Below are 20,108 nucleotides of genomic sequence, written 5' to 3' on the forward strand. Positions count from 1 at the left end.
CGCGGGGCCCGCTCCGTTTTCACACCGTCCGCCGGGCACCGGCCGGTCGTCCCCGGCTCACCAAGTGGCCCTGATCTGGCGGATGATGCGCCGTCTGAGCCGCACCCGCCGACTGCCGTCGGCGTGCAGGCTGAGGCGGTCCAACTCCCAGTGTCCGTACTCTGCGTGGTCGGTCAGCAGACGCGTGGCTTCTTTGCGGGAGACCCCGCGCGGAACGTACACGTCGACAAATTCGTATTCCGGCATCGCATCTATTGTGCGGGCACAGGCCCGGTACGGATAGCGTCTGCACTATGTCTGATGCTGCGCAGCCCACCGCTGCCGAGGTACGCGCCGCCGCCGAGGCGGTCAAGACCGCGCTCGACCGCCACCTTGCGGCGGTCGAACGCAGGTCGGGCGAGGACGATCCCGACGTCTATGAAGCGTTCAACGAGCTGGCCGCCGCGGCCGAGGCGTACGACGAGCTGCTCTACGACCGTTACGACGAGGTCACCCCCTTCGAGATCCCCGGCGCGGAGGACGCCCTGCCGCCGTACCAGGGACCGGCGGAGCCGAACGCCCTGAGCGTGCTGATCCGCCGCGACTACGCCGTCGTGGAGCCGCAGCGACTCCTGGCCCAGGCCGCGCGGGTCGAGGCCGCCGACGACGACGCCACCGCCGAATCCGACCGGCTCGCGGGCACCGTGCCGGGCGCGCTCGGCCTGCTCTTCGGCGAGTTCGAGCCGGACGAGATCGCCTCCCGGCACAAGGAGTTCGGCCTGGAGGAGGGCGACTCCACGCTGTGGGTCACCGCGGCGGACGAGCCCGCGGAGCCCGGCGAGTGGCTGGAGTCCCCGTTCGACCAGCCCGACTCCCCGCGGGTGGTCTGCCGCTTCGACGTCAGCGCGGTCTTCGACGACGAGACGGACGACGATCTCGACGACGACCTGGACGCGGTGGCGAGCCGCGTGGGCGGCGTCCGCCGGGGCCGGGACGTGGGCACCGGCATCGACGGGGACCTGGACGCCGACCTGGATTCGGATCTCGACACCGACCTCGACACGGGCCTCGACTTCGAGCCGGACGAGGTCGATGACGTGGACGAGGCGGACGACGCAGATGACGCCGACGACACGGACGACGCCGACGACACGGACGGCGTTGAGGTCGTCGAGCGGGGGAAGGCCGGAGGCGGCGTCTAGGAGGGGCTCCAGGGGGCTGTCCGGGGTGAGCTCGCCCGGCCCCGGGGCCCTTGGTGAAGCGAGTGCGGCCCCGGCCCCCTCGACGGGGGTCGGGGCCGCTCGCCGCGCAAGGGCTAGCGCGCTGCCGGGGCCTGGGGCCGCAGCAGCGTGCGCAGGCGGGTCGTGCGCTCCTTGGCGGGGCGCTCGGCGACGGCCTGGGGCAGGGACTGTGCGACGCCCTGGACGACCGAGAGATGGCGCTCGGCGCGGCTGAAGGCCGTGTAGACCCACGGCCGGGTCAGGGCGCCTGCCGCGTCGCCCGGCAGGACCACCACGGCGGCGGGCCAGCGGCGGCCCGTGGCCTGGTGTGCGGTGAGCGCCCAGGCGTGCCGCACGGACTGCTCCACCCGCTCCTTCGGTACGGCGACGGGGGTGCCCTCGCACTCCAGGCGCAGGCCCTGCGCGTCGGCGCCGACCACCCGGCCGAGCGCCGTACGGCCCGGCACCGGGGCGTAGGCGACCCGGTCACCGGGGTCGAAGCCGCCGAACCGGCCGGGGCCCGGGTTCAGCCGCTCCTTCAGCGCCGCGTTCAGCGCGCGGGTGCCCGCCGCGCCGCCGTGGCCCGGCGTGATCACCTGCGTCTGACCGGCCGGTACGCCGATGGCGCGCGGCACCGAGTCCGCGACCAGCTGGACCGTGCGGTGGATCGCGTCGGGCGCGTCCCGCACCGGGACGATCACGACCTCCTTGCCGGGCGCCTCGACCTGGGTCAGCTCGCCGACGCCGATACCGGAGACCAGCTCGCCGATGGGACCGGGGTCCGGCGTGCGCGAGACGACCTGCGGGCAGCAGCGGGCCGCGAGCAGATCCGCGAACACCCGGCCGGGGCCCGCCGACCACAGCACTCCCGGGTCGCCGCTGAGCACGAGCCGGGCGCCGTCCGGAAGCGACTCCACGAGCATCGCGGCCGTCTCCACGTCCAACTGCGGGGCGTCCAGGACCACGAGGAGGTCCAGGGCCAGCGCACCGTCCGCGTCGCGGCCCGGCCCCTGCCGCCCGGAGAGGAGGCCCGCCACTGTGACGGCGACCGACGCCTCATCGGCCGCACCGGCCGTATCGGTTGCGTGGGAGGACGCGTTCATGGCTCCGGCGGCTCCGGCGGCTCCGGCGGCTCCGGCGGCTCCGGCGGCTCCGGTGGCTCCGGCAGACCCGGCAGCCCCGTCGACCGCCCCCGGCCCCTCGGCAGAGGCAGCCGCCCCCCGGCCGTCCCCGGCCGCCTCCCCACGCGTGCCCTCGCCCGGGACGGCGCCCGCACCCGTGGGCCCGGCAACGGCGTCGGCCGCTCCTTCACCCGTGGACCCAGCAACCGCGTCGGTCGCCCCTTCACCCGCGCGCCTGGCCGCAGGCACACCCTCGGCCTCCCCGACGGCGGACCCGTCCGCCCGGCCCCCGGAGGAGGCGGCGGCCCCGGCTCCCGGGGCGCCCGAAGCAGCCACGTCCCCGCGCGGCCCGGCTCCGTCGGCGCCCCCGCGAGCCCCGGCCCCGCCGACACCCTCGCCCAGGCCCTCGGCCAGCCTCCGCTGCCCCTCCGCGCTGTGCGTCGCCGCGTAGACCCGCAGGCCCAGCGCCCGGGCCGCCGCCACCAGCGCGGCGGGCTCGGCGCGGGCCGTCTCGCCGCCCGTGTGCAGCACGAGGCTGTGCGCTGCCACGGCACGGATCAGGTCCGCGGCGGAACCCTTGACGGCGGCCGCAGCGGACTCCCAGTCGGCGGCCGAGGGGCCCGAACTGTCACCGTTCCGCCCCGGGCCACCGCCCTCGGGAGCCGGGTCGCCGCCTCCCGGACCCGAACCGTCGTCCCCCGAAGCCGATCCGTCGTATTCCGAAGCCGAGTCGTCGTCCACCGAAGCCGAGTCGTCGTCCACCGGACGCGAACCGCCGCCCTCCGGACCCGAACCCGCCTCCTTCGGCAGCGAGTTCATGACCCGGGCGAGGCCGTCGGCCAGGCTCTCCTCCGCGAGGGCGTACCGCTCGAGGCCGAGCAGCACGCGGACCGGAGTCGCCGCCTCGGTGTCGTCGAGGGCGTCGGGGTCCTCGGTGGTGTCGGCGGGCGGGGCGGGCTGTGCCGGGACCGCCCCGGGGACCTCGTCCAGGGCGTCCTGGAAGACCAGCACGTCGCCCTCCGCCAGGGCGGACTGCACGGCCTCGTCCGGGTCCGGCACCCCGCGCTGCCCGAGCGCCGCGGTGAGCGCCGACGATTCGAGCGCCGTGTGCCCGGCGAGCGCGGCCTGTTCGAGCAGCCACACCGTCAGCGCGCAGCCCCTGCGTTCGTCCCCCGGGCCGCAGTCCGGGCCGAGGAGCGCCCGCGCGAACCCGTCGGCCTGCTCGGGCCGCACCCCGGCGACCCGCAGCAACTGCCAGGGGTCGGCGCGCAGCACACCGTCCGCGCCCTCGCCGAGCACGGCCGCAGCCCGGGCCGCGAGCGCCGTGGGCGCGCCGCCCTCGGTCAGCACCGCCGCCACCGCCTCGACCGTCTCCGGCGCGGGCTGGGCCGCACCCGTCGGAGTCTCGGCCACCGGCCGCCGCGTGGGCTCGGGGCCGGGCCGCTGCGGCGCGACCGGCGCGGGCTCACGGAACGCGGACGCGACGGGCTTCTCACCGCTCTCCACGGCCCGCACCGCCGCCAGCAGGTCGGCCGCCGTGCCCTGAAGCTTCGCGCCCGCCGCCACGGGCCCCTTCTTGCTGGCCTTGCGCTGCTCGATCCGCTCCCGCAGCTCCCGCTGTGCCGCGAGCTCGGCCTCGGCCTCGGACACACCGGCGTCCCCGTCACCGGCCTCGGCGCCGTCCCCTGCACCCCCGGAAGCAGCCGCCTCCGGCTCGGCCGGGTCGGCGGAGTCAACCGAGTCGTCCGAGCCGTCCGAGTCATCTGAGTCGGTCGGGTCGGCCGAGTCGCCCCCGGTCTCACCCTCCGGCGCGGCCCCGGCCTCCGGCGCTTCGTCGGCGTCGGGGCCCGCTCCGGCCTCCGGGGCCTCGGGTTCGGCGACCTCCGCGGCAGCGGACTCCGTACTCACAGCGTGCTCCAGTCCTGGTCTGGGTAGCGGTGCACGGGCGCTGACACGTCGTCGAGCGCCTGGCAGATCTCGTCAGGAAGACTAAGGGTCTCCACTGACAATGCGGCCGTGAGCTGCTGCGCGTTGCGCGCGCCGACGATCGGGGCGGTGACTCCGGGGCGGTCGCGCACCCAGGCGAGCGCCACCTGCAGGGGGGTGACGGCGAGGCCGTCGGCCGCTATCGCGACGGCGTCCACGACCCGCCCGGCGGCGTCGTCCAGATAGGGCGCGACGAAGGGGGCGAACTGCTCGGAGGCGCCGCGCGAGTCGGCGGGGGTCGCGTTGCGGTACTTGCCGGTGAGCACGCCGCGGCCGAGCGGTGACGACGGCAGCAGGCCGACGCCGAGGTCGAGGGCGGCGGGCAGCACTTCGCGTTCGACGCCGCGCTGGAGCAGGGAGTACTCCATCTGCGTGCTGGCGATGCGGGTGCGGGTGCCGGACGCGGCGAGCTGCCAGGTGGCGGCCTTGGCGAGCTGCCAGCCGCTGAAGTTGGAGACGCCCGCATAGCGTGCGCGGCCGCTGCTGACCGCGATGTCCAGGGCCTGGAGCGTCTCCTCCAGGGGCGTGTCGCTGTCGAAGGCGTGGATCTGCCACAGGTCCACGTGGTCCGTGCCGAGGCGGGCCAGGGAGGCGTCCAGGGCGGACAGCAGATGGCCGCGCGAGCCGTCGAAGCGGTGGTCGGGGTCGGGCACGCTGCCCGCCTTCGTCGCGATGACCAGATCGCGCCGTGGCACCAGCCGTTCGACGAGTCGTCCGAGGAGGTATTCGGCCTCCCCGTCGCCGTACACGTCGGCCGTGTCCACGAGGGTGCCGCCCGCCTCCCAGAAGGCCTTCAGCAGGTCCGCGGCGTCGTTCTCCCCGATTTCGTCGGAGTGCCCCCACGTGAGGGTGCCGAGCCCGATCCGGGACACGCGCAGACCTGTTCGGCCGAGATGCCTCTGCTCCATGGCCGCGAGATTACTGGCCATGCCTCAGCGCTGGGTGTGCGTGTGGACAAAGCCGTGCCTGTGGACAACTCAGGAACCCTTTCGAGCAACGGCTCCGGCACGGCCCGCCGCCCCGCACCCCGGCCCCGGCGGGACCCCAGCCCGCCCCTGCCGGATCGCCCGCCCGCGCGCTACAGTCCCGGAACAGGCACGTTACTCATGGGTAAGGGGATTCGGCCATGCAGCTCGGGATCAACCTCGGCTACTGGGGCGCCGGGATGGACGCGGACAACCTCGTCGTCGCGAAGGAGGCCGACAAGCTGGGCTACGCGGTCTGCTGGGCGGCCGAGGCCTACGGTTCGGACGCGGCCACCGTGCTCTCGTGGGTGGCGGCGCAGACCGAGCGGATCGACGTCGGCTCGGCGATCTTCCAGATCCCGGCGCGCCAGCCCGCGATGACCGCGATGACGGCGGCCACCCTCGACTCGCTGTCCGGCGGCCGGTTCCGGCTCGGGCTCGGCGTCTCCGGACCGCAGGTCTCCGAGGGCTGGTACGGCGTCAAGTTCGACAAGCCGCTGGCCCGCACCCGGGAGTACGTCGAGATCGTACGCAAGGCCATGACCCGCGAGCGGCTGAGCTACGAGGGCGAGCACTGGACGCTGCCCCTGCCGGGCGGCCCGGGCAAGCCGATCAAGCTCACCGTGCACCCGCAGCGTGAGCACATCCCGCTGTACATCGCCGCGATCGGGCCGAAGAACCTGGAGCAGACCGGTGAGATCGCCGACGGCGCGCTGCTGATCTTCCCGGCCGCCGAGCACCTGGAGGAGACCGCGCTGCGTCATCTGCGGGCCGGGCGCGAGAAGGCGGGCAAGACCCTGGAGGGCTTCGACGTGGTGCCGACGGTGCCGCTCGCGCTCGGCAAGGACGCGGACGTCGACGCGCTGGCCGACATGTTCCGGCCCTACACGGCGCTGTACGTCGGCGGCATGGGCAGCAGGAAGCAGAACTTCTACAACCAGCTCGCGCAGCGCATGGGGTACGAGAAGGAGGCCGCCGAGATCCAGGACAAGTACCTGTCCGGCGACAAGGAGGGCGCTGCCGCCGCCGTGCCGCGCTCCCTGATCGACTCCACCACCCTGCTCGGCTCCGTGGACCGGATCGCCGACCGGATGCGGGCCTACGCGGAGGCTGGTGTCACCACGCTCACGCTGGCGCCCGCGGGCTTCACGGTGGAGGAGCGGCTGGCGTCGCTGCGCGCGGGCACCGAGGCCCTGGAGCGTGCCGGGGTCGCGTAGCGGGAGGTTTTCCGCGGCCGTGGTGGGGGCTCGGGGGTCTTCCCCGCCACGGCCGTCACGGAGCACAACGCCGCGACGAGCCCTCCGGTTACGGCCCCGGAGGCTTCCCGTCGCGGGTGGCCGGGCCGCCTCGTCCGTTGTGTCAATCCGCCCCTTTCGGCCCTGTGTGTCCTTCGTTTGGCTGAGCTGTCGCATACACCTGTTGCCTGATGGCGCACTGCGCATTTGACTCGTTCTTTGCGGATGTCTGTGTGGTCAGTGACGGCATGGAGGTGCCTGCGATGCTTTCGGCCCGGAGTCTCTTCCAGGAGATCCTCGACAACGACGAGTCGTTCCGGCTGTTCTGCTCCATCGCGGCGAGCGGAGAGTCCCAGGGTGGCTGGGAGAACGGGCGCATCGCCGCGCTCGTGCCCGACAGCCAGCGCGATCTCGCACCCAAGATCGCCCGGCACGGCGCCGACGAGGACAAGCACGGACGGATCTTCAACGCGCTGCTGCGCAAGCGCGGCCTCGAGCCCGTCGACGTCCCCGCCGCCACCGACTACACGATGCTCCTGGAGCGCCGCGGCATCGGCCTCGCGCACGAGAAGCTCCGCGCCGACCAGCCGCTCACCGAGCAGGACATCGTCACGTACCTCTCGCACAGCCGCGTCACCGAGCAGCGCGCCGCCGACCAGATGGTCATGCTCCGCAAGTACTTCGGGGACGACCCCGAGGTCGGCAAGGCCGTGAAGATGATCTCGAACGACGAGGACAACCACCTGGCGTACTGCCACGAGGAACTGCTGCGCTTCGCCCGCGCCGGGCACGGCCGCACCATCCAGAGCACCCTGCGCGAGTGCGCGCTGGCCGAGATCGTCGTCTACCGCGACGTCAGCCTCGCCGTCATGGAGCACATGGGCCGCGTCCTGCGCTGGTCCCCGGTCAAGTCCAGAACGCTCACGGCGGGCATCCACGCCATGTACGCGTACGAACGCGCGGGCGGCTGGCGGCGAATGGTGTCCCTGAAGATGCCCGAGCGGCGCGACGCGCTCGGCGGACCGGCCACCTCCGCGGCGGAGTTCGCCTGACCACGCGCGCTCCCGGAGGGGGACGCTAGAGCCACCCGCGGCGCTTGAACAGCCGGAACAGGCCCACCTCGAGCGCGGCCATCAGCAGGATCACCGCCGGGTACGCCCACCACCAGCGCAGCTCCGGCATGTGGTCGAAGTTCATGCCGTAGATGCCCGCGATCATCGTGGGCACCGCCGCCATGGCCGCCCACGCGGAGATCTTCCGCATGTCGTCGTTCTGTCGCACGCTCATCTGCGCCAGATGCGCCGACAGGATGTCCGTGACCAGGCGGTCCAGGCCCTCCACGGACTCGTTCACGCGCAGCAGATGGTCATGGACGTCCCGCAGGTACGGCTGCGCGGACGCGTCCACGAACGGCACCGAGCGGCCGAAGGGGCCCACGCCCGCGAGGCGCGCCAGCGGCATCGCGAGCGGGCCCGTGGCGCGCCGGAACTCCAGGATCTGGCGCTTGAACCGGTAGACACGGGACGCGGTGTTCCGCGAGCCGCCGCCGTCCGGCGAGAAGACCTCCGCCTCCAGGGCCTCCAGGTCCGTCTGCAGCTCGTCCGCGACCTCCAGGTAGTGGTCGACCACGGCGTCGGCGATGGAGTAGAGCACCGCCGTCGGACCGTGTTCGAGCACCTCGTGCTCCGCCTCCAACTGGTGGCGGACGGCGCTGAGCGGCGCGCCCTCGCCATGACGGACGGTCACCACGAAGCAGTCGCCCATGAAGATCATGAGTTCGCCGGACGACACGGCGTCGCTCTCCGGTTCGTACACGACCGGCTTCAGGACCACGAACACCGAGTCGTCGTACACCTCCAGCTTCGGCCGCTGATGGGCCTTCAAGGCGTCCTCCACCGCCAGCGGGTGCAGCGAGAACTCCTTGGCGACCAGGTCGAACTCGTCCTCCGTCGGTTCGTACAGGCCGATCCAGACGAACGCGTCCCCGGCCGCCCGGGCCTCGTCCAGGGCGTCGGAGAAGTCCGCCGGGCCCTGGACGCGGAGCCCGTGCCGGTAGGTGGCGCAGTCCACGATCACGCTGCGCATTCTTCCCGGGCTCGGCTCCTGCCGCACCCCCTCGGCGCCTTAGGCTGACCCGCATGCCCACGCTGATCCTCGTCCGTCACGGACGCTCGACCGCCAACACCGCGGGCCTGCTCGCCGGCTGGACGCCCGGCGTCGGCCTCGACGAGCGCGGCGCCGAGCAGGCCGCCGCGCTGCCCGCGCGGCTCGCCGCACTGCCGCTCGCCGAGGTCGTCACCAGCCCGCTGCAGCGCTGCCAGGAGACCCTCGCGCCGCTGCTCGCCGCCCGCCCCGGCCTCCCCGTCCACACGGACGAACGCATCGGCGAGTGCCACTACGGCGACTGGTCGGGCCGCAAGCTCGCCGAGCTCGCCGACGAGCCCCTGATGGAGGTCGTCCAGCAGCACCCGGCCGCGGCCGCCTTCCCGGGCGGCGAGTCCCTGCGGGCCATGCAGACGCGGGCCGCGGAGGCCGTACGCGAGTGGAACGCGCGCGTGGAGCGCGACCACGGCGCCGACGCCGTCTATCTGATGTGCTCCCACGGCGACATCATCAAGTCCCTTGTCGCCGACGCCATCGGGTTGCACCTGGACCTGTTCCAGCGCATCTCCGTAGAGCCCTGTTCCGTCACGGCGATTCGTTTCACCCGGCTGCGGCCCTTCCTCGTACGCCTCGGTGACACCGGCGACTTCGGATCGCTCGCCCCGCGCGAGGCACCCGCGACCGACGACGCACAGGTGGGCGGCGACACGGGCGCACCGTGATCGTCGCCCGCAGTAGGGTGCAGTGGTCGCGCCAAGTACATGCAGTCGATTCCAATGGAGACAGGACGTGTCCCGTCAGGTGTTCCTCTATGACCCGCCGGAACGCTTCGTCGCCGGAACCGTCGGGCTCCCCGGTCGGCGTACCTTCTTCCTGCAGGCCTCCGCAGGGGTCCGTGTGACCAGCGTCGCCCTGGAGAAGACCCAGGTGGCCGCGCTCGCCGAGCGCATGGAGGAGCTGCTCGACGAGGTCGTGCGGCGCAGCGGCGGCAGCGCGGCGGTGCCCGCGGTCGCGCCCTCCGAGATCACCGACAGCGCGCCCCTGGACTCGCCCGTCGAGGAGGAGTTCCGGGTCGGCACGATGGCGCTCGCCTGGGACGGCGAGGAGGAGCGCATGATCGTGGAGGCGCAGGCCCTCGTCGAGCTGGACGCGGACTCCGAGGAGGACCTCGCGGAAGCCGAGGAAAGGCTTCTGCAGGACGAGGAGAACGGCCCCCCGATGCTCCGTGTGCGCCTCACCGGCGCCCAGGCCCGTGCCTTCACCAAGCGCGCCCTCGACGTCGTCAACGCGGGCCGGCCGCCGTGCCCGCTGTGCAGCCTGCCGCTCGACCCGGAAGGACACGTATGCCCGCGCCAGAACGGATACCGGCGGGACGCGTGAGCACCGCCCAGCTGCTCACCCGTGGTGAGCTGACCGTGCGCGGGCAGATCCGGGAGGCCTCCAACGCGGTGCTCTACTGCACGGTCGTGTACGAGGAGCAGAGCGCCGCCTGTGTCTACAAACCCGTCGCCGGGGAGCGGCCCCTGTGGGACTTCCCCGACGGGACCCTCGCCCAGCGCGAGGTCGCCGCGTACGAGGTCTCCGAAGCGCTCGGGTGGGGGCTCGTGCCGCCCACCGTGCTGCGGGACGGGCCCTACGGAGAGGGCATGGTCCAGCTCTGGGTCGGGGCGGAGGCCTCCGGTGAGTCCGGTGAGGCTGCCGACGCCGACGCCGACGCCGACGCCGAGGGCGCCGATGGGGCCGGGCTGCTCGCCCTCGTCGAGGGGGACGAGCCCGGGGACGGCTGGAAGGCCGTCGGGTTCGCCCAGGTGGGCGAGGGGCGCACGGCGCTGCTCGTGCACGCCGACGACGCCCGGCTGCGGCGGCTCGCCGTCCTCGACGCCGTGATCAACAACGCCGACCGCAAGGGCGGGCATCTGGTGCTCGGCGACGGGGGGCGCCTCTTCGGGATCGACCACGGGGTCACGTTCAACGTCGAGGACAAGCTGCGGACGCTGCTGTGGGGGTGGGCCGGGGAGAAGCTGCCCGAAGAGGCGGTGGACGCGCTCGGTTCCCTGCGGGACGGCTTGGTGGCGGGGGAGCCGTTGGCCGGGCGGCTGGGGGAGTTGCTGACTGCCGCGGAGGTCGACGCCGTCCGGGAGCGGGTGGACGCGCTGCTCGCCGCCGGGCGGCATCCGGGCCCTTCGGGGGAGTGGCCGGCGATTCCGTGGCCGCCGGTGTGAGCTCCCCGCACCCGCGAGGTGTGGGGGCTGCCCCTGGTAGGGGCTGGGGAAACCTGTCGAAGATCTCGTTGCCCTGGGTCGTATGCGGAAGGGGCATCCGGTTAGGCTCAAGACATGTATGCCTGGCCCGCTTCTGAGGTTCCCGCCCTGCCCGGCAAGGGCCGCGACCTCCGGATCCACGACACCGCGACCGGTGGCCTCGTCAGCCTCGACCCCGGTCCCGTCGCCCGTATCTACGTCTGCGGCATCACGCCGTACGACGCGACCCACATGGGTCACGCGGCGACCTACAACGCGTTCGACCTCGTGCAGCGCGTGTGGCTCGACACCAAGCGGCAGGTCCACTACGTGCAGAACGTGACCGACGTGGACGACCCGCTCCTGGAGCGCGCCAAGCGCGACGGCAAGGACTGGGTCGAGCTGGCGCAGGGCGAGACCGCGCTCTTCCGCGAGGACATGACCGCGCTGCGGCTGCTGCCGCCGCGGCACTACATCGGAGCCGTCGAGTCGATACCCGGCATCGTGCCGCTCGTCGAGCGGCTGCGGGACCTGGGCGCCGCCTACGACCTCGAGGGCGACATCTACTTCTCCGTCGAGTCCGACCCGCACTTCGGCGAGGTGTCGGGGCTCGACGCCGCCGCCATGCGCCTGCTCTCCGCCGAGCGCGGCGGCGACCCGGACCGCGCGGGCAAGAAGAACCCGCTCGACCCGATGCTCTGGATGGCCGCCCGCGAGGGCGAGCCGAGCTGGGACGGCGGCTCCCTCGGCCCCGGCCGCCCCGGCTGGCACATCGAGTGCGTCGCCATCGCCCTCGACCACCTCGGCATGGGCTTCGACATCCAGGGCGGCGGCTCCGACCTGACCTTCCCGCACCACGAGATGGGCGCGTCGCACGCGCAGGCGCTGACCGGCGAGCACCCCTTCGCCAAGGCGTACGTGCACGCCGGCATGGTCGCCCTCGACGGCGCCAAGATGTCCAAGTCCAAGGGCAACCTGGTGTTCGTCTCGAAGCTGCGGCGCGACGGCGTCGACCCCGCCGCGATCCGGCTCGCCCTGCTCGCCCACCACTACCGCGCCGACTGGGAGTGGACCGACCAGGTGCTCCAGGACGCCGTCGCACGGCTCGCCCGCTGGCGCGCCGCGGTGTCCCGCCCCGACGGACCGCCCGCCGAGGCCCTCGTCGAGGAGTTGCGCGAGGCCCTGGCCGACGACCTGGACGCGCCCACCGCGCTCGCCGCCGTCGACCGCTGGGCCGCCCGCCAGGACGCCGAGGGCGGCACCGACGAGGGCGCCCCGGGCGTCGTGTCCCGCGCGGTGGACGCGCTGCTGGGCGTCGCCTTGTAAGGGCGTATGCCCTGCGGGGACGTACGGCGGGGACGTACGCCCCGACGCCGTGGCACGCGCAGCCGCACGGCCGCGGCGCGCAGACGCACGAAAGCGGCGCCGGACGGGAAGCCTCCGTCCGGCGCCGCGGTCTCATCGGCCTCCCGGGGCGCGTCGGCTGGTGGCACGCGCCCCCGAGGAGGCCGTCACCGGGAGTGGGTCACTTGGTGACCACGATCGCGAGCAGCAGCCCGGGGTTGTTCGTGTCGTAGTAGCCGATCACCGGCTGCCCGTACGCGAAGGCTTCCTGGACCTGGTCGCGGGTGCGGTCGTTGGGGTTCACGAAGACGCGCCACTCGCCGTCCACGTGCAGGTACAGCAGCGATGCCTGGCCCGGCAGCGGCTGGACGACGTCCCAGAAGCTCTGGGCGACGGCACCCGCGAGGGCCTGCGTCGAGATCGCGGGCGCCTGCGCCTGCGGGACCTGCTGCTGGCCGAGCTGCTGCAGCAGTTGCTGGAACGGCTGCTGCTGGCCGAGCTGCTGCATCTGCTGGCGCAGGTGCTGCGGGATCTGCTGCTGCAGCTGCTGGGGGATCTGCTGGCCGGGAATCTGCTGCCCGTACTGGCGCTGCTGGCCGAACTGACCCATCTGGCCGGGCTGACCCATCTGGCCAGGCTGAACCTGCTGGCCGATCTGGCCGGGCTGCGGCGGTGCGGTGCTCGGGCCCTGCTGGCCGAACTGCTGCTGGCCGTACTGCTGTTGCGGGCTGTACTGCTGGCCGAACGGCTGCTGCTGGCCGAACTGCTCGGGGCCGTAACCCTGCTGGCCGTACTGCTGTTGCGGGCTGTACTGCTGGCCCTGCTGCTGGCCCAGTTGACTCATTTGCGGGATGGTGCTCATGCGGGTGTCACCTTCCGTCAATGGTCGGTCCGTTGATGTGTCGCGGTGGTGCTTCTCGTCGCGTGCCGTGGTTCAGCCGGTGACGACCAGGCCGACGACCTCGTCGTCCGAGAACCAGACACGCACGTCCGGTGATCCCCCGGCGAAGGCGGAGTGCACCGCCTGGCGGGTCTCGGGGGAGGGGTTGCTCAGGTTCCGCCACTGCCCGGCCACGAAGAGCCTGAGGCGCGGCGGGAGTTCGGGGGGATACGGGATCAGCTCGTCCCAGTAGCGTTCGGCGAGGCCCGAGCCCACCGCCGCGGGAAGGAGCTTGGTGACCGCCGCCCTGATGTCGGGACGGTTGCCGATCCGCTGGGACGACGGGCGGCCGGGACCGTCCTGCTGCGGCGACCCGGTGGCCCGCAGCACGTCGCGCGCGCGGCTCGACGTCATCGGCTGCTGGCCCGCCGCCTTGAGGACGCCCTGGAGCGCCGCGACGGCGCCGACGACGATCGGGGACGCCGACGAGGTGCCGGAGAACGTGTCCGTGTACCAGGCGATCTCGTCCACGCCGCCCTGCAGGTCGCCCGGCTGGTTCCAGAAGCCGCCGGTCGTCGTGGTCTCGCGGCCCCAGCCCTGCGCGTCCAGGCGCGCGCCGTAGTTGGAGAACGCGAGGCGCGAGCGGTCCGGGCCGTGGTCGCGGCCGTGCGTGCCGGGCGGGGGCGCGCCCGCGCCGACCAGGACGGCGTCGGAGGAGGGGTTGGACGGGTTGAAGGGGTTGCGCCACCAGGACGGGAACTCGTCGGGGCGCCGCTCGTACACCGCGTCGTCCAGGGACTCCGCGCCGTTGCCCGCCGCGCCGACGACGACGATGCCCTTGGCCGTGGCGTACCGGACCGCGGCGAAGTCGTCCGGCCACCACTCGATGGCGATGTAGCCCTTCTGGTCGTCGCGGGCCTCGAAGTCGAACTTCGGGCCCGGGCGGTGCAGTTCGATGAGGATGATGTCGCCCGGCGCGAGCCGGTCCGCCGCGGCGTGGATCGTCGCCGCCGTGCCCGCCGGGGTGAACGACGCGACCGCGGTCACCGCGTCCGGCACGATGCCGGTGACGCCCATGGCGTTGCGGTCGGCGCCGAGGACACCGATCACGGCGGTGCCGTGGTTGCGCCAGGCCAGGTCCTGGATGGGGGTGCCGATCACCACGCCGGCGAGCTTCGCCGACAGATCCTCGTGGCTGAGCTGCCAGGCGCCCTCGATGTCGATGACGGTCACCCCCTCACCGCCGCCGCCCAGGCGCTGCCAGGCCCAGAACGCGTCGACGCCCTCGGGCGCCGGCCGCAGATAGCCCTGGCGGCCGCTGAAGTCCGCCGTCGCCGGCATGCCTTCTTTACGGCGCCGCGCATCGTCCGGCTCGCTCGCGGCGCCCTGCTGCCCGACGGGCCCGAGCGCGGCCGGTACGGCGCCCGGCTTCACGTACGCCGTGTCGACGCCCGGCAGGGCCGCCATCCGCGCGCGCAGCTCCTGGGCGCGGTCCCCTCCGCCGCGCACCCGGTAGAAGAGCGCCAGGTCGGGCACCTCGCCCTGGGTCTCCGGCGGCGCCGCCCGGAGCCGGTCCTCGCTGCCGAACAGCGGCTCCAGGGTGAGTTGTTCATCGCTGAGAAACATGTTCAGGGCCGACACGTCGGCGCCCGACGCCGAGCGGACACCCTGCTCCTGGGCGCGCAGCCGGGCCTCCGGCCGGGCGACGACGATCAGTTCCGCCTCGGCGGACCGATACGTGAACCCCGCCCCGTCAGGTCCGGGGCCACTGCCCCCGGGGTCGCTGCCCCGCTGCACCTGGTCGGTCATCGCTTCACCGCTCCCTTCGGTTACCGCGCCCCGCCTGCCTTCCGGTCGCTGCACACCCTGCTACCGCCGGGCCCTGCCGTCCAGACCACTTTCGCCCAACAGAGTTTGAAATGAAGTTGAGTTGGGAACCGTGTGCATTTCATCAACAAACTCGTGTCACGTCCGATACCGGCCATATGCGTCCGTGACGGCTGTGGTCTCCTGAGTCGTGGGCAATGAGAAGGGGCGGCACCCGCGTGGGTGCCGCCCCTTCAACGTGCCGTCGGCCGTCTCAGTCCTCGGAGGAATCCTCTGACGAGGAATCGTCTTCCTTGGCGCCGTCCGGCTCGTCGCCACGGCCGTCGTTCTCCTCGCCGTCGGCCGCGCCGCCGCCGGAACCCGTGGATTTGGCGGATTCGCCGGTGCCGGACTCCTGGCTTGACTCGGCCGGGTCGCCCTTGGCGTCCGCCGAGGGCTCCGGGCGCGGCTGCGGCTTCGGCGGCCGGGTGCGCTCGCTCGGCGTGTCCCGCAGATACGCCGCGCCGTCCCCGCCGTCCGTGGCGTGCCCGCCCGGCTGTCCGGGCCCGCCGACCTGTCCGGTCCCGGCGACGGGACCGGGGCCGCCGCCGCCGTCGCGCCGCCGCAGATACCGCTCGAACTCCCGCGCGATGGCCTCGCCGGACGCCTCGGGCAGCTCCGCGGTGTCCCGCGCCTCCTCCAGGGACTGGACGTACTCGGCGACCTCGCTGTCCTCGGCGGCGAGCTGGTCGACGCCCAGCTGCCAGGCGCGCGCGTCCTCCGTCAGCTCGCCGAGGGGGATCCTGAGGTCGATCAGGTCCTCCAGGCGGTTGAGGAGGGCGAGCGTCGCCTTCGGGTTCGGCGGCTGCGAGACGTAGTGCGGGACGGCCGCCCACAGGCTGACCGCCGGGACGCCCGCGTGCGTGCACGCCTCCTGGAGGATGCCGACGATGCCCGTCGGACCCTCGTACTTGGTCTCCTCCAGGTCCATGGTGCGCGCCAGGTCGGGGTCGGACGTCACGCCGCTGACCGGGACCGGGCGGGTGTGCGGGGTGTCGCCGAGCAGCGCACCCATGATCACGACCAGTTCCACGCCCAGTTCGTGGGCGAAGCCGAGCAGTTCGTTGCAGAACGAACGCCAGCGCATGGACGGCTCGATGCCCCGCACCAGGACGAGGTCGCGCGGCTTGTCGCCGCCGACGCGGACCACCGAGAGCCGCGTGGTCGGCCACGTGATCTTGCGCACGCCGCCGTCCAGCCACACCGTGGGCCGGTTGACCTGGAAGTCGTAGTAGTCCTCGGCGTCCAGCGCCGCGAACACTTCGCCCTTCCACTCCTTGTCGAGATGCGCGACCGCGGTGGAGGCGGCGTCGCCGGCGTCGTTCCAGCCCTCGAACGCGGCCACCATGACCGGGTCGATCAGCTCGGGTACCCCCTCGAGCTCGATCACCCAGGCCTCCTTCCGACGTTCTCCTCTAAGTACGCCCCAACCTTACGGCGTCCCGCGGGGCCCTCCGCAGCCCCCCGACGGCGCCGAGTGCCGGATCACTGCCCAGGTCAATCGCCCCTCACGCATGACTCACAGGGTGGAGCGGAGCCACTGCTCCACGCTCGCGATGTGCACCGTCGCCCAGGACCGGGCCGCCTCCGCGTCCCGGTCGCGCAGTGCCGCGAGGATCGCCCGGTGCTCGTGCAGGGTGCGGCTGACCGCGTCCTCCTGGGTGAGGCCGCGCCAGACGCGGGCCCGGGTGGTCGGCCCGGACAGGCCGTCAAGGAGCGAGCACAGCACCGAGTTCCCGGACGACTGCACGATGCCGCGGTGGAACTCCAGGTCGCAGGCCACCAGCTCCTCCACGCTGGGCGCGGCGCCGAGCGCGTCCAACTGGGCGGTGAGCGTGTCCAGTTCGGCCTCGCTGATGCGGGCGGCCGCCATGGCCGTGGCGGCGGGCTCCAGGATCCGGCGCACCGCGAGGAACTCCAGGACGGTGTCGTCGCGGTGGAAGTCCACGACGAAGCTCAGCGCCTCCAGGAGCAGCTGCGGGTCCAGGCTGGTGACGTACGTCCCGTCGCCCTGGCGCACGTCAAGGATGCGGATCAGGGAGAGCGCCCGCACGGCCTCGCGGAGCGAGTTGCGGGAGAGCCCGAGCTCCGCGGCCAGTTCGCTCTCCTTGGGCAGCCGGTCGCCGGGGCGCAGCGCGCCGGAGACGATCATGCCCTTGATCTTTTCGATGGCCTCGTCCGTGACAGCCATGGGGACCTCGCCTCGGTGTGCGGACCGGCACGGACCGCGCGGACCAGTACGGATCGGCGCGGACCGGTACGGACCGGTGGGGACAGGTGGAGACAGACAGAAATAGACATCCGATGTATCGGCTCATTATGTCCCCTGTGGCCGCCGCTGAGCAGGGGGTTCAGCCGAAGCGTTCGATCCTGATCCGGTCCACCGGCTGGCCGCCGTCCACCAGGAGCCGCGAGGCGTGCTCGGCGAAGCCGTTGGACCCGCAGACGTACGCCTCCCAGCCGCCCTCGGGCTGCCCGGCGCCGAGGTGGGGCGCCAAGTGCCCGGCGTTCAGGCGGCCTTCGGCGCGGGTGAGGACGGCCGTGGTCTCGTCGCCGTACTCGTCCGCGTAGATCAGGTCCTCGCGGGTGCGCGCGGAGACGATCAGACGCAGGGGCACGGTCAGACCCGCGCGCCGGTGGTGGCGGATCATCGACATCAGCGGTACGACGCCGGAGCCCGCGCCGAGCAGCAGTGCGGGCCGGTCGCCGGGCCAGGCGAAGAAACCGGACAGCGGGCCGCGCACCTCCACGGTGTCGCCCACCCGGGCGACGGTGTGCAGATGCCCGGACACCTCGCCGCCCGGCGCGTGGTCCAGGGTCAGCTCGATCTCACCGCTGTCGTCGGGCGCGGACGCCAGGGAGTAGTGGCGCTGGGCGACATAGCCGTCCGGCGCGGTGAGCCGCAGCATCAGGTGCTGGCCCGGCAGATGGCCCTGCCAGTCGGGCACCTTCAGCCGGAACGTCGACGCGGCGGGCGTCTCCCGGCGGATGTCCGTGATCAGGGCCCGCTGCCACACGGCGGCCGAGCGGTTGCTCACGGCGATGCGGCCGGGGACGGCGAACGCGGTCGGGGGGACGAACGGGGCGTTCGTGGGCTCAGTCACCGGCGTACCGCTCCTCGCGCCACGGGTCGCCCCGGTGGTGATAGCCGTTCTGCTCCCAGAAGCCCGGCTCGTCGTGGTCGAGGAGCGTGAGGCCCGCGATCCACTTGGCGCTCTTCCAGAAGTACAGGTGCGGGACGATCAGCCGGGCGGGCCCGCCGTGCTCCGGTGCCAGCGGCGCCCCGTCGTACTCCCAGACGATCCACGCCCGCCCGCCGGTCACGTCCGCCAGCGGCAGGTTGGTGGTGTAGCCGGTGTGGGAGTACGCGACGACGTGGGTGGCCGTCGGTGCCGGGTCCGCGGCGGCGAGGAACGCGTCCAGGCTCACGCCGCCGAAGCGCACGCCGAACTTGGACCAGCTCGTCACGCAGTGGATGTCGCCCCGGTACTCGGACGCGGGCAGCGCGTGCGCCTCGTCCCAGGTCCAGGTGCGCGGTCGTGCGACCAGGCCGTCCACGCGGAACGTCCAGTCGGCGGCCGTGAGCCGCGGGGTCACCTCGGCGGACAGGACGGGCCAGCCGTCGCGGGCGTCGTACTGCCCCGGGGGCAGCCGCGGGTCGCGGTCGGCGGCGCGGGCGCGGCCGGTGAAGCCGCGGGTCGATCCGGCGGCGGTCATGTGGGCACCTCGGCGGTGAGGTGCTCGGCGGTCGCGCGGGGGCGGGGGAGGGGCACGGAGGCGGCGGCCTCGTGCAGGTCGTCGACGGCCCGGCGCTCGTCGACGGTCAGGAGCGTCCGGTCGCGCATCAGGACGCGGCCGTCGACGACGGTGTCGCGCACGTCGGCGGGTCCGGCGGCGTACGCGAGGGTCGAGTACGGGTCGTGCCGGGGCGCGAGGTGCGGGCGGTCCAGGTCGAGGACGATCAGGTCGGCGCGCTTGCCGGGCTCCAGGGACCCCAGCTGCCCGGCGAGACCGAGTGCCCGCGCGGACTCGATGGTCGCCATCCGCACGGCCTGCTCGGCGCCCACCGCCGTCGGGTCGCCGCCCGCCTTGTGCACCAGCGCCGCGGCCCGCACCGCGCCGAGGACGTCGAGGGTGTTGGAGCTCACCGCGCCGTCCGTGCCCAGGCCCACGGTGACGCCCGCCGCCGTCAGGTCGGGCACCCGCGCGATCCCGCAGCCCAGCTTCAGGTTGGAGACGGGGCAGTGGGCGACGGCCGTGCCGGTGCGGGCGAGCGCCGCGATCTCGGCGTCGGTCAGGTCGACGGCGTGCGCGAGGAGCGTGTCCGGGCCGAGCACGCCGAGCGAGTCGAGCAGCTCGACCGGCCGCATCCCGTGCTGTGCGCTGACCGTCGCCACTTCGGTGGCGTTCTCGGCGGCGTGCAGGTGCAGGAGCGCGCCGTGCGCGCGGGCCAGCTCGGCGATCGCGGTGAGCTGCTCGGGCACCAGCGTGTACGCGGAGTGCGCGAACACCACGGGCCGGGTGCCCGGCGCCGGGGTGCGGGTGGCCAGATGGGCCTCGGCCCAGCCGAGCCGGTCCGCGTACGGGCGGCCGTCCGGCGGCTCCGGCACGTCCATGAACGTCGGCCCGGTGAGGAGCCGCCACCCGGCCGCGCGTGCCACCTCCTCGGCCGCCTCGTGGAACCAGTACATGTCGAGCGCGGCCGTCACCCCGCCGCGTACCGACTCGGCTATCGCCGCACCGATGCCCGCCGCCACCGTCCGCGGCGAGAGCAGTGCCGCCTCGCGCGGGATGACGCGCTCCAGGAAGCCCTGGAGGGTCACGTCGTCGGCGGTGCCGCGCAGCAGCGTCATCGCCAGGTGCGTATGGGTGTTGATGAGCCCCGGCAGCACCAGACAGCCGCGTGCGTCGATCTCCTCGGCCGCCGCGTACGCGGCACGCAGCCGCGCGGTCGGGCCGACCTCGACGATCTCGCCGCCGCGCACGGCGACCGCGCCGTCGGACACGACTGTGCCGGAGGCGTCGACGGTGAGGACGTCACCGCCGTGGACGAGGAGATCGATGGGAGTCATGGGTTCCGTTCCGTGCGAAGGGGCTGCGGTGTCGTGGGACCGGTGTCGTGGGACCCGGAGGTCACGGCGTCGGCGGGGCCGTGACCTCCCGGGGCGT

General features: G+C 73.4%; 18 protein-coding genes. 7 read left to right on the forward strand and 11 right to left on the reverse strand.

The features are described from left to right. Positions 1 to 57 precede the first annotated feature (57 nt). Entirely contained in the window at positions 58 to 246 is a 189-nt protein-coding gene (locus ACFVHO_RS38815) for a DUF5703 family protein (RefSeq protein ID WP_385725237.1), read from the reverse strand. Positions 247 to 293: 47 nt separating this feature from the next. On the opposite strand from ACFVHO_RS38815, the gene ACFVHO_RS38820 reads away from it, so the two are divergent. Beyond that, on the forward strand, positions 294 to 1,181 hold the full coding sequence (locus ACFVHO_RS38820) for a hypothetical protein (protein WP_385725238.1): 888 nt from the start codon (positions 294 to 296) through the stop codon (positions 1,179 to 1,181). A 113-nt stretch (positions 1,182 to 1,294) separates the two neighbouring features. On the opposite strand, the gene ACFVHO_RS38825 is transcribed toward ACFVHO_RS38820, so the two are convergent. Together ACFVHO_RS38825 and ACFVHO_RS38830 are read right to left on the reverse strand one after the other, a co-directional pair. After that, the gene (locus ACFVHO_RS38825) at positions 1,295 to 4,228 is read right to left on the reverse strand and encodes a helix-hairpin-helix domain-containing protein (protein WP_385725239.1); all 2,934 of its coding nucleotides are present in this window, start codon (positions 4,226 to 4,228) and stop codon (positions 1,295 to 1,297) included. Then, entirely contained in the window at positions 4,225 to 5,214 is a 990-nt protein-coding gene (locus ACFVHO_RS38830) for an aldo/keto reductase (protein WP_385725240.1), read from the reverse strand. Before ACFVHO_RS38830 ends, ACFVHO_RS38825 begins: the two co-directional genes overlap by 4 nt. Positions 5,215 to 5,432: 218 nt before the next feature. Here ACFVHO_RS38830 and ACFVHO_RS38835 point away from each other — a divergent pair, with 218 nt between their 5' ends. Both ACFVHO_RS38835 and ACFVHO_RS38840 read left to right on the forward strand, forming a co-directional pair. Continuing rightward, on the forward strand, positions 5,433 to 6,488 hold the full coding sequence (locus ACFVHO_RS38835) for an LLM class F420-dependent oxidoreductase (RefSeq protein ID WP_385725241.1): 1,056 nt from the start codon (positions 5,433 to 5,435) through the stop codon (positions 6,486 to 6,488). 281 nt (positions 6,489 to 6,769) lie between these two features. Then, the gene (locus ACFVHO_RS38840) at positions 6,770 to 7,558 is read left to right on the forward strand and encodes a ferritin-like domain-containing protein (protein WP_385725242.1); all 789 of its coding nucleotides are present in this window, start codon (positions 6,770 to 6,772) and stop codon (positions 7,556 to 7,558) included. A gap of 25 nt (positions 7,559 to 7,583) precedes the next feature. Here ACFVHO_RS38840 and corA read toward each other — a convergent pair whose 3' ends face one another. Further along, positions 7,584 to 8,582, reverse strand: a complete 999-nt coding sequence (gene corA, locus ACFVHO_RS38845) for a magnesium/cobalt transporter CorA (RefSeq protein WP_385725243.1) — start codon at positions 8,580 to 8,582, stop codon at positions 7,584 to 7,586. A 62-nt stretch (positions 8,583 to 8,644) separates the two neighbouring features. On the opposite strand from corA, the gene ACFVHO_RS38850 reads away from it, so the two are divergent. The 4 genes from ACFVHO_RS38850 (at position 8,645) to mshC (ending at position 12,175) form a co-directional block, all read left to right on the forward strand. After that, positions 8,645 to 9,331, forward strand: coding sequence for a histidine phosphatase family protein (locus ACFVHO_RS38850; protein WP_385725244.1), 687 nt, complete (start codon positions 8,645 to 8,647; stop codon positions 9,329 to 9,331). Positions 9,332 to 9,398: 67 nt separating this feature from the next. Then, positions 9,399 to 9,989, forward strand: a complete 591-nt coding sequence (locus ACFVHO_RS38855) for a DUF3090 domain-containing protein (protein WP_385725245.1) — start codon at positions 9,399 to 9,401, stop codon at positions 9,987 to 9,989. Next, the gene (locus tag ACFVHO_RS38860) at positions 9,953 to 10,831 is read left to right on the forward strand and encodes an SCO1664 family protein (RefSeq protein ID WP_385725246.1); all 879 of its coding nucleotides are present in this window, start codon (positions 9,953 to 9,955) and stop codon (positions 10,829 to 10,831) included. Before ACFVHO_RS38855 ends, ACFVHO_RS38860 begins: the two co-directional genes overlap by 37 nt. A gap of 114 nt (positions 10,832 to 10,945) precedes the next feature. Then, on the forward strand, positions 10,946 to 12,175 hold the full coding sequence (gene mshC / locus ACFVHO_RS38865) for a cysteine--1-D-myo-inosityl 2-amino-2-deoxy-alpha-D-glucopyranoside ligase (RefSeq protein ID WP_385725247.1): 1,230 nt from the start codon (positions 10,946 to 10,948) through the stop codon (positions 12,173 to 12,175). 199 nt (positions 12,176 to 12,374) lie between these two features. On the opposite strand, the gene ACFVHO_RS38870 is transcribed toward mshC, so the two are convergent. The 7 genes from ACFVHO_RS38870 to ACFVHO_RS38900 all read right to left on the reverse strand — a co-directional run bounded on the left by ACFVHO_RS38870 (position 12,375) and on the right by ACFVHO_RS38900 (position 20,011). Continuing rightward, complete coding sequence (locus tag ACFVHO_RS38870) at positions 12,375 to 13,037, reverse strand: hypothetical protein (protein ID WP_385725248.1); 663 nt, start codon at positions 13,035 to 13,037, stop codon at positions 12,375 to 12,377. A gap of 90 nt (positions 13,038 to 13,127) precedes the next feature. Continuing rightward, positions 13,128 to 14,882 (reverse strand): S8 family peptidase, encoded by a 1,755-nt coding sequence (locus ACFVHO_RS38875; RefSeq protein WP_385725249.1) that lies wholly within the window; start codon positions 14,880 to 14,882, stop codon positions 13,128 to 13,130. A gap of 271 nt (positions 14,883 to 15,153) precedes the next feature. Beyond that, positions 15,154 to 16,329 (reverse strand): PAC2 family protein, encoded by a 1,176-nt coding sequence (locus tag ACFVHO_RS38880; RefSeq protein WP_385725250.1) that lies wholly within the window; start codon positions 16,327 to 16,329, stop codon positions 15,154 to 15,156. Between the two features lie 129 nt (positions 16,330 to 16,458). Further along, positions 16,459 to 17,130, reverse strand: a complete 672-nt coding sequence (locus ACFVHO_RS38885) for a FadR/GntR family transcriptional regulator (protein ID WP_030356218.1) — start codon at positions 17,128 to 17,130, stop codon at positions 16,459 to 16,461. Positions 17,131 to 17,290: 160 nt separating this feature from the next. After that, entirely contained in the window at positions 17,291 to 18,043 is a 753-nt protein-coding gene (locus ACFVHO_RS38890) for a ferredoxin reductase (protein WP_385725251.1), read from the reverse strand. Beyond that, the gene (locus tag ACFVHO_RS38895; protein WP_385725252.1) at positions 18,036 to 18,656 is read right to left on the reverse strand and encodes a sulfite oxidase-like oxidoreductase; all 621 of its coding nucleotides are present in this window, start codon (positions 18,654 to 18,656) and stop codon (positions 18,036 to 18,038) included. The genes ACFVHO_RS38890 and ACFVHO_RS38895 overlap by 8 nt, the downstream gene beginning before the upstream one ends. Beyond that, on the reverse strand, positions 18,653 to 20,011 hold the full coding sequence (locus ACFVHO_RS38900) for an amidohydrolase (RefSeq protein ID WP_385725253.1): 1,359 nt from the start codon (positions 20,009 to 20,011) through the stop codon (positions 18,653 to 18,655). The genes ACFVHO_RS38895 and ACFVHO_RS38900 overlap by 4 nt, the downstream gene beginning before the upstream one ends. Positions 20,012 to 20,108 lie beyond the last annotated feature (97 nt).

The organism is Streptomyces sp. NPDC127108, from assembly GCF_042677545.1.
Taxonomy (GTDB): Bacteria; Actinomycetota; Actinomycetes; order Streptomycetales; family Streptomycetaceae; genus Streptomyces.

Coding starts and splice junctions, on each gene's coding strand:
- ACFVHO_RS38900 (WP_385725253.1), bottom strand. CDS start 20,011: ATGACTCCCATCGATCTCCTCGTCCACGGCGGTGACGTCCTCACCGTC.
- ACFVHO_RS38850 (WP_385725244.1), top strand. CDS start 8,645: ATGCCCACGCTGATCCTCGTCCGTCACGGACGCTCGACCGCCAACACC.
- ACFVHO_RS38840 (WP_385725242.1), top strand. CDS start 6,770: ATGCTTTCGGCCCGGAGTCTCTTCCAGGAGATCCTCGACAACGACGAG.
- ACFVHO_RS38835 (WP_385725241.1), top strand. CDS start 5,433: ATGCAGCTCGGGATCAACCTCGGCTACTGGGGCGCCGGGATGGACGCG.
- ACFVHO_RS38860 (WP_385725246.1), top strand. CDS start 9,953: ATGCCCGCGCCAGAACGGATACCGGCGGGACGCGTGAGCACCGCCCAG.
- ACFVHO_RS38870 (WP_385725248.1), bottom strand. CDS start 13,037: ATGAGTCAACTGGGCCAGCAGCAGGGCCAGCAGTACAGCCCGCAACAG.
- ACFVHO_RS38830 (WP_385725240.1), bottom strand. CDS start 5,214: ATGGAGCAGAGGCATCTCGGCCGAACAGGTCTGCGCGTGTCCCGGATC.
- ACFVHO_RS38885 (WP_030356218.1), bottom strand. CDS start 17,130: ATGGCTGTCACGGACGAGGCCATCGAAAAGATCAAGGGCATGATCGTC.
- ACFVHO_RS38815 (WP_385725237.1), bottom strand. CDS start 246: ATGCCGGAATACGAATTTGTCGACGTGTACGTTCCGCGCGGGGTCTCC.
- ACFVHO_RS38895 (WP_385725252.1), bottom strand. CDS start 18,656: ATGACCGCCGCCGGATCGACCCGCGGCTTCACCGGCCGCGCCCGCGCC.
- mshC (WP_385725247.1), top strand. CDS start 10,946: ATGTATGCCTGGCCCGCTTCTGAGGTTCCCGCCCTGCCCGGCAAGGGC.
- ACFVHO_RS38875 (WP_385725249.1), bottom strand. CDS start 14,882: ATGACCGACCAGGTGCAGCGGGGCAGCGACCCCGGGGGCAGTGGCCCC.
- ACFVHO_RS38820 (WP_385725238.1), top strand. CDS start 294: ATGTCTGATGCTGCGCAGCCCACCGCTGCCGAGGTACGCGCCGCCGCC.